This window comes from Paenibacillus sp. 2KB_22, assembly GCF_052115745.1.
In the GTDB taxonomy this organism is placed as follows: domain Bacteria; phylum Bacillota; class Bacilli; order Paenibacillales; family Paenibacillaceae; genus Paenibacillus.
Genome location: NZ_JBFRHG010000052.1, coordinates 1 through 301, shown reverse-complemented (window position 1 = coordinate 301; position 301 = coordinate 1). Strand labels below are relative to the sequence as shown.

General features: G+C 48.3%; 1 rRNA gene. It reads left to right on the top strand.

Features of this window, described 5'->3' with window-relative positions:
* Positions 1-54: 54 nt before the first annotated feature.
* Positions 55-301, top strand: a 16S ribosomal RNA gene (locus tag AB4111_RS31290); the annotation flags it as partial.

The following is a 301-nucleotide window of genomic DNA, read 5'->3' as shown; positions in this document are numbered from 1 at the left end:
TGAGATTTTTAATCTCGTCAGATTCAAAATGAGCTTATCGCTCTTTTCAATACTTTATTGGAGAGTTTGATCCTGGCTCAGGACGAACGCTGGCGGCATGCCTAATACATGCAAGTCGAGCGGACTTGAAGAGAAGCTTGCTTCTCTGATGGTTAGCGGCGGACGGGTGAGTAACACGTAGGCAACCTGCCCTCAAGTTTGGGACAACTACCGGAAACGGTAGCTAATACCGAATAGTTGTTTYCTTCGCCTGAAGGAAACTGGAAAGACGGAGCAATCTGTCACTTGGGGATGGGCCTGC